8 protein-coding genes are annotated in these 6,909 nt (G+C 68.9%); 3 read left to right on the top strand and 5 right to left on the bottom strand.

What is annotated here, in order from left to right; all coding sequences use genetic code 11:
* The coding region (locus tag ACESK5_RS18245) for a transcription initiation factor IIB family protein (protein WP_372913010.1) at positions 1-883 on the bottom strand (883 nt) is incomplete at its 3' end.
* A 427-nt stretch (positions 884-1,310) separates the two neighbouring features.
* Between ACESK5_RS18245 and ACESK5_RS18250 the strand changes: the two genes are divergently transcribed.
* Entirely contained in the window at positions 1,311-1,949 is a 639-nt protein-coding gene (locus ACESK5_RS18250) for an METTL5 family protein (RefSeq protein WP_372913011.1), read from the top strand.
* Here the strand turns inward: ACESK5_RS18250 and ACESK5_RS18255 are convergent.
* From ACESK5_RS18255 to ACESK5_RS18265, 3 genes are all read right to left on the bottom strand, one after another.
* Positions 1,946-3,646: a rhomboid family intramembrane serine protease gene (locus ACESK5_RS18255; protein WP_372913012.1), complete on the bottom strand. Its 1,701-nt coding sequence runs from the start codon at positions 3,644-3,646 to the stop codon at positions 1,946-1,948. The two genes, ACESK5_RS18250 and ACESK5_RS18255, sit on opposite strands and share 4 nt — an antisense overlap.
* Positions 3,647-3,689: 43 nt before the next feature.
* On the bottom strand, positions 3,690-3,968 hold the full coding sequence (locus ACESK5_RS18260; RefSeq protein ID WP_372913013.1) for a UPF0058 family protein: 279 nt from the start codon (positions 3,966-3,968) through the stop codon (positions 3,690-3,692).
* A gap of 138 nt (positions 3,969-4,106) precedes the next feature.
* Entirely contained in the window at positions 4,107-4,316 is a 210-nt protein-coding gene (locus tag ACESK5_RS18265) for a ribbon-helix-helix domain-containing protein (protein WP_372913014.1), read from the bottom strand.
* A gap of 132 nt (positions 4,317-4,448) precedes the next feature.
* Between ACESK5_RS18265 and ACESK5_RS18270 the strand changes: the two genes are divergently transcribed.
* Both ACESK5_RS18270 and ACESK5_RS18275 read left to right on the top strand, forming a co-directional pair.
* Positions 4,449-5,039 carry a sulfite oxidase-like oxidoreductase gene (locus ACESK5_RS18270; RefSeq protein ID WP_372913015.1) on the top strand — a complete coding sequence of 197 codons (591 nt, stop codon included), beginning with the start codon at positions 4,449-4,451 and terminating at the stop codon, positions 5,037-5,039.
* 62 nt (positions 5,040-5,101) lie between these two features.
* Positions 5,102-6,448 carry an isochorismate synthase MenF gene (locus ACESK5_RS18275; protein WP_372913016.1) on the top strand — a complete coding sequence of 449 codons (1,347 nt, stop codon included), beginning with the start codon at positions 5,102-5,104 and terminating at the stop codon, positions 6,446-6,448.
* On the opposite strand, the gene ACESK5_RS18280 is transcribed toward ACESK5_RS18275, so the two are convergent.
* Positions 6,438-6,909: HTH domain-containing protein (locus ACESK5_RS18280; protein ID WP_372913017.1), on the bottom strand; the 472-nt coding region annotated here is incomplete at its 5' end. The genes ACESK5_RS18275 and ACESK5_RS18280 overlap by 11 nt on opposite strands.

Below are 6,909 nucleotides of genomic sequence, written 5' to 3' on the forward strand. Positions count from 1 at the left end.
CGTCGGCGACCTCTCTCTGGGTCTTCTTCTCGTTACAGAGGAGCGAGGCGGCGTAGATGGCCGCCGCCGCGAACCCCGTCGGCGACTTCCCCGAGAGCAGACCCTGCTCCGCCGAGACGTCGATAATCTCCGTCGCCTTCGCCTGGACCTCTTCGGAGAGGTTCAGTGCGCTGGCGAAGCGCGGGACGAACTGCTTGGGGTCGACCGGCTTGAGTTCGAGGCCGAGTTCCTGGGAGATGTACCGGTAGGTACGGCCGATTTCCTTCTGCGGTACTCGCGACACCTCGGCGACTTCGTCCAGCGAGCGAGGGATGCCCTCCTGTCGGCACGCCGCGTAGAGCGCACTGGTGGCGACGCCCTCGATACTCCGCCCGCGGATGAGGTCCTCGTTGAGTGCGCGCCGGTAGATGACCGAGGCGACCTCCCGAACCGACCGCGGGACGCCGAGCGCCGAGGCCATCCGGTCGATTTCGCTCAGCGCGAACTGGAGGTTACGCTCGCCCGCGTCCTTCGTCCGGATGCGCTCCTGCCACTTCCGGAGGCGGTGCATCTGTGAACGCTTCTCCGAGGAGAGCGACCGTCCGTAGGCGTCCTTGTCCTTCCAGTCGATGGTCGTCGTCAACCCCCGGTCGTGCATCGTCTCGGTGATGGGTGCACCGACGCGCGACTTCGACTGGCGCTCGGAGTGGTTGAACGCCCGCCACTCGGGCCCGCGGTCGATCTGTCGCTCGTCTAGGACGAGCCCACAGTCATCACACACCAACTCGCCCTGGTCGGCGTCCGTGATGATGTTTTCCGAGTCACACTCAGGACAGACGACCTCCTCGTCTGACTCCTGTTCCGATGCCTGCTCGCGCTGACGCTGCCGACTCGGACGTTCCATTATAAGGTTTGTGGTGAGGGGTAAATTTAAACCTTTGTAACAGAAATTTGATGTGTTTCCCGGTATCTCCGGAATTCGAGTCCCCGCGGCGGCGTCACAACGGTCTCGCTCCCGGCGAGAACCAGGGGCAGAACGAGAACGTTCGGCTCTCCCGAACGGACTGTTCGACGCTCGCCGGGAGTTCGACGGGGAGAGTGGGAGTCACCGGAGCGTGTGACTCCGGCCGAAGAGTGGGGTGGGACGTGTCTCACTGTCGAGCGGTTCGGTACGGCACGGACACGGACGGCGATTACCTCGACACATACGAGAGATTTTTACCATAACTCGAAGATATTACACCCATGACGCGGCCGCCGACTCCGACAGGGAAACGTACCGCTGAGGAACAGGTCGCTCGGGTCGCTCGTCGACGGGGGGAGCGGTGACCGTGGCGACGAAGGCTGCTCTCGAGACCCAGCTGGCCGTCGTCGCGGGGTTCGAGAACCCGCGAGTGAGCCTCGAACAGTACCCGACGCCGCCCGAACTCGCGGCGCACGTCGTCCACGTCGCCGACCTCAACGGCGACATCGAGGGACGGACGGTCATCGACCTCGGAACGGGGACGGGGATGCTCGCGCTCGGTGCGGCCCTCCGCGGGGCCGCACGCGTCGTCGGCGTCGACGTCGACCGTGCCGCGCTCTCGACGGCCCGGCAGAACCGGGTCCGGGTGGGGACGACGACGCCGGTCCACTGGGTCCAGGCGGACGCGACGCGCTCTCCCCTCACGACGACGGAGCGGACGACAGTCGTGATGAACCCCCCGTTCGGCGCACAGCGCGGACACGAACACGCCGACCGGGCGTTCCTGGCGACGGCGGCCGACGTCGCCGACGTCTCGTACTCCATCCACAACGCGGGGAGCCAGGAGTTCGTCGAGGCGTTCGCCGCCGACAACGGGGGCGAGGTGACGCACGCCTTCGAGGCCACGTTCGACCTCGAACGGCAGTTCGAGTTCCACGAGGAAGAACGGAAGGAGCTTCGGACCGAGGTGTACCGAATCGTGTGGAACCGCGCGCGGGCGGACTAGTCGTCCTCGTTCTGCTGGCCGCGGTACGTCTCCGGCTTCGCCACCTGCACCCGCGTCCCCTCGTAGACGGCGAGGAGACCCTCCTCGGTCCGCCGGAACTGGACGCCGTCGAGCGTCACCGACTCGTTCACCGGGGGGATGGGTGCCCGGACCGTCTCGTTGTCGCGCGTGACACCGACGAGGAAGTCGTGCCCCTCGACGGCCACCGAGACGTTCCGGCCGCCGATGACCGGCGAGGCGTTCGCGGGCGGCGCACGGTAGGCCGTCCGCGTCTCGCCGTCGTGCGTCAGATTGACCAGGTAGGTGACGTTGCCGCCGGTGACGGTCCACCCCCGCCGTTCGACGACGACCGTCTCCCGCCAGCCGACGCCGCCGACGCGGACGGCCGTCCGCCCCGCGAAGGCGAGGCGGCCCTTGGTCACCGCCGTCGTCCAGATACCGCGCTCGGGGCTGCGGACGATGACGCCGGAGGTGTTGACCGAGGTGGTCTCGCCGAACGCGCTGACGTTCACGGCGGCGACCATCCCGTCGGTGACGTCCTCGGCGTAGGTCACCTGGTAGTCGCGGACCTCTACCGGGTCACCGGGGAGCGGGTCGTCGGAGGCCGTGAAGAGGTTCACCGGGACGGCGGGCCCGGCGAGCGCGGATGCCGCGAGCACCATGACGACGACGCCCCACTGCCAGCGGGGGAGCGCGAGCAGACTCGGGTCGCCACCGTCGCTCACTGCCCGCTGGAACAGCGGGCGGTCGGACGCGGTGACGGTGAGGGCGACGAGCGTCGCGAGCGTAAAGACGAGGACGACACCCATCGCCCGGAAGAGGACGAACGTCTCGCTCCCGCGGAACCAGTAGACGGCCCACAGCGACTGCGACACGGCGAAGAGGAGGACGCCGGCCCAGGTCCGGGCGGCCGGGGGATGCTCGTCGCCGCGTCGGCGGAGGAGCCACACCCCGAGCAACACGCCGACGAACAGGCCCACCGCGTGACCCTGGATGGCGATTTCGGCCCACCAGGGGGTCGAGAACGTCGGCTGGGCCTTCGCCTCCAGCGTCGGGGTCTGGAGCGCGGCCCGGAGGAGGCCGAGCACCCGGCCGGCGACGAGAGCGACCACCGTCGCCACCGGGTAGCGCACGAGCGCGAAGCCGGCGAAGGCGAAGACGACGCCCGAGAAGCCGATGACGGGGCCGATGGCGAACACGGAGGTGAGAACCGTCACGACGAAGACGGCGCCCGGGAAGAGCACGAACGCTCGGACGTAGGGGTTCGTCCGCCACGACGAGAACGAGGCGGACCCGCGTCTGGTGGTGAAGTGGCCCCAGACGTACTCGGCGATGGGAGCGAAGACGAGCGTGCCGACCAGGTTCCCGAGGAGGTGGTTCGGTCCGCCGTGTGCGAAGCCGGAGGTGAGGACGCCGAGGGGGTAGAAGTAAGACCACGCCCGGAACGGGACGACGACGGGCGAGTACCAGTAGTTCAGTCCGGCCTGGACGAACAGGTAGAAGCCGAGGACGACGCTCGCGACGACGAGCGTCCCCCAGGGGACGCCGGCGACGAACCGTCGTCGCAGCAGCGCCCCCCACCGTCCGTCGGGGCGTTCGACGTACCAGACGGCGGCCAGTGAGGCGACGACGACGGCGACGACGGCGAGTTGCTGGAGCGGGACCCACGAGGGGACGACGGGTGGAACGAACTGCACGGCTACGGGCGAGAGGTCACGGGAGCGACCGAATCAGTCACGCTCAGAGCTTGGACTCGGCGTCCTCGGCGAGTTCCTCCATCCGCTTGCCGACGCGGCCGGCGCTGGAGAACTCGTCGTCTGACATCGCGGAGGCGAGCGCGCTTCCGAGGACGAAGACGGCGTGTTTGTGCTCCGACTTGGACTTGTGGACGTGGGAGGGGTCGACGCCGAGGCCCTCGTACTCGTCGAAGAGGCCGTCGGGCACCTCCTCGCGCGTCTTGAAGTGGTCCTTGATTATCACGAGTTGCTCGTGGAGTTCGAGCAGTTCGTCCTTGTGCATACCCACGGATACGGGAGAGTCCCGTTTAAGGATTGTTGGGAACCACCTGACACGGCTGCCGCTCACGCCGTCGACGTCGTGTCCACTCGCTGTGTGGTCCGACCGCCGCGTCGACACGCGCCGTCGGTACTCGCCGCGCTAGAACACGTACTCGTCTTCGTGACCCATCATCCCGTCGTCCTGGAACTCCTGGTCGTCCTCCAGCGGGCCGCTCGTCTTGTACGCGCGGAGCCCCGTCGAGAGCAACTCCTCGATGGCCTCCTCGCGGTTGACGAACTCCCCCTGTTCGACCATCTGGGCGATCTGCATCTCCAGGTGTTCGGGGACGGTTATCTCTACGTTCGGCATCTGACTGTGCGGGGGTTTGAAGGGACCTTATTTAACTCTGGCGGGGGTCGGCGGCCGCAGACCGCACGCGGCGGCCGCTGGAGGGACGGGCCGAGTCGGTACGAATAGGTGGCTCACGACCGAGGGGAACGTATGAACGACCTCACGGGACTCTATCGCGAGTACGGCGACGACCGCCTCCCCCCGGGACAGCGCGAGACGAGTCGGTTTCCGGTCCTCTCGAAGTCGGGAACGCCGAGTTTCGACCGCGAGTCGTGGCGGTTCGAGGTGTGGGGCGCCGTCGACGACCCGCTGACGCTCACCTGGGAGGAGTTCGGCGACCTCCCGACGGAGACCCAGCGACAGGACTTCCACTGCGTCACCGGGTGGAGCAAGTTCGACTGCGAGTTCACCGGCGTCCCGTTCTCGGCGCTCGCCGAGGCGGCGGCTGTCACCGACGACGCCGTCCACGTCATGTTCCACGCGATGGACGACTACACCACCAACCTCCCGCTCGCGGACTGCCTCCGCGAGGGCGTCCTGTTCGTCACCGAGTACGACGGCGAACCGCTCCCGCCGGAGCACGGCGGGCCGCTCCGGGTCGTCACACCGCACAAGTACGCGTACAAGGGGGCGAAGTGGGTCTCCGGCGTGGAGTTCCTCACCGAACCCGAGCGCGGGTACTGGGAGAAGCGCGGTTACTCGAACACGGCGAACCCCTGGGAGGAGGAGCGGTACGCCTGACGGCGAGGGTCCGAGGGGGTCGATAGTCAGGTACAAGAGCACGTGGTCCTGAGTGACGGGCAATGGAACAGCTAGGGACTGGCGAGGTCGAACGCCTCGTCAGCCGGACGGTCCGGATCGGAGACCCGCCGTTCCGGGCCGTCCTCGAGACGGCGACGCGCCCGCGGACGGTCTGGAGCGCTCCGGGCGACGCGACTGTCGTCGGCAGCGGCGCCGCGGCGACGATCACCGCGAACGGGCCCGAGCGGTTCGCCCGCGTGCGAGAGGCCGCCGAGGCGCTGTTCGAGACGGGCGACGTCCACGCCGGGACGGAGGCCGCTCGCCCGCGGCTGTTTGGCGGCTTCGCCTTCCACGACGAGGGCGCCGAACGAAGTCCCTGGGAGGCGTTCCCCGACGCGCGGTTCGTCTTCCCCCGCGTCCAGGTGACGTACGCGGACAACGGGACGTGGCTCACCGTCAACGCCGTCGGCCCGGACGCGACGGCGGAGGCCGTCGAGACCCGGCTCGAAGCCGAGCGCGAACGACTCCGCGACCTGACCGACGGCCCGATGGCGCCGCGGCCGGGCATCCGCGAGCGCACCCGGACGACTGCGCTCGACGACTGGCGCGAGGGGGTCGAAGCGGCCGTCTCTCGCATCCGGGCGGGCGACCTCCGGAAGGTCGTCCTCGCACAGGCGCTCGAAGTCGACCTGGCCACGTCGCTGTCGGTGTCGGACACGCTCGTCCGACTGGGCGAGAAGTACCCCGACTGTCACCGGTTCCTCGTCGAACCCCCGGATGGAGAGGCGAGCTTCTTCGGAGCGACGCCCGAACGACTCGTCTCCGTCCGGGGCCGCACGGTCGAGACGGGCGCGCTCGCGGGGACGACCGGTCGGGGCGAGACGCCGACCGAAGACGAGTGGCTCGCCCGGGAGCTGATGGGGTCGGAGAAGAACATCCACGAGCACGACCTGGTCGCAGAGACCATCCGCGACCAGCTCGCCCCCTTCGCGGCGTCGGTGGCGATGGGCGAGCGTCAGGTGCGACGGCTCGCGACGGTCCAGCACCTCTGGACGCCCATCACCGCCGAACTCGAACGGAACTACCACGTGCTCGACCTCGTCGAGGCGCTCCACCCCACGCCCGCGGTGGGTGGGCTCCCACCCGCGGACGCGTTACAGACGATCCGCGAGACGGAGCCGTTCGACCGCGGCTGGTACGCCGCACCCGTCGGCTGGATCGACGCCGCCGGGTACGGCTCGTTCGCCGTCGCGCTCCGCTCGGCCGTCGCCTCGGGTCGGACGGTGACGCTGTTCGCCGGGGTGGGAATCGTCGCCGACTCCGACCCCGACCGCGAGTGGGACGAGGTCCAGTTGAAGTATCGTCCCATCCTCGACGAACTCGAGGCGGACGCGACGGTCAGGAGCTAACCGGGCCGGCGCCGGCCAGAGCGTCGGACTCGTGCTCCCGTTCGTCGTCGCCCCGACGGTCGTACGCGTCGAGACCGTCGCCGATGGTCACCGTTCGCTCCCCGTCCTGGTGGGGGAAGACGCCGACGAGGTCCTCGCCCGACGAGACCGTGAGACACATCATCGGGAGCGTCAGCACCTCCCGGGGGTTCCCGACGAGCGAGGCGACGGTCCGGACGTCGAACGCGGGACGGACGCTCACGCCACAGTCCTCGGCCCACCGCTCGAACCGCTCGAAGGTCCGGACGGCCCCGTCGGACGACGCCGCGTCCGAGAGCACCACCTCGTCCGGCCAGGTCAGCACCTCGAACTCCTCGATGGCACCGGCGGCCCGGAGCGAACCAAGCCGGTCGATGACGGTCGTTCGCGCGCCACACACCGGCGTCCGGGTCCGGAGCGTCATCGACGCGTCGTCGAGGCGC

The organism is Salinigranum sp. (genome assembly GCF_041641895.1).
Taxonomy (GTDB): domain Archaea; phylum Halobacteriota; class Halobacteria; order Halobacteriales; family Haloferacaceae; genus Salinigranum.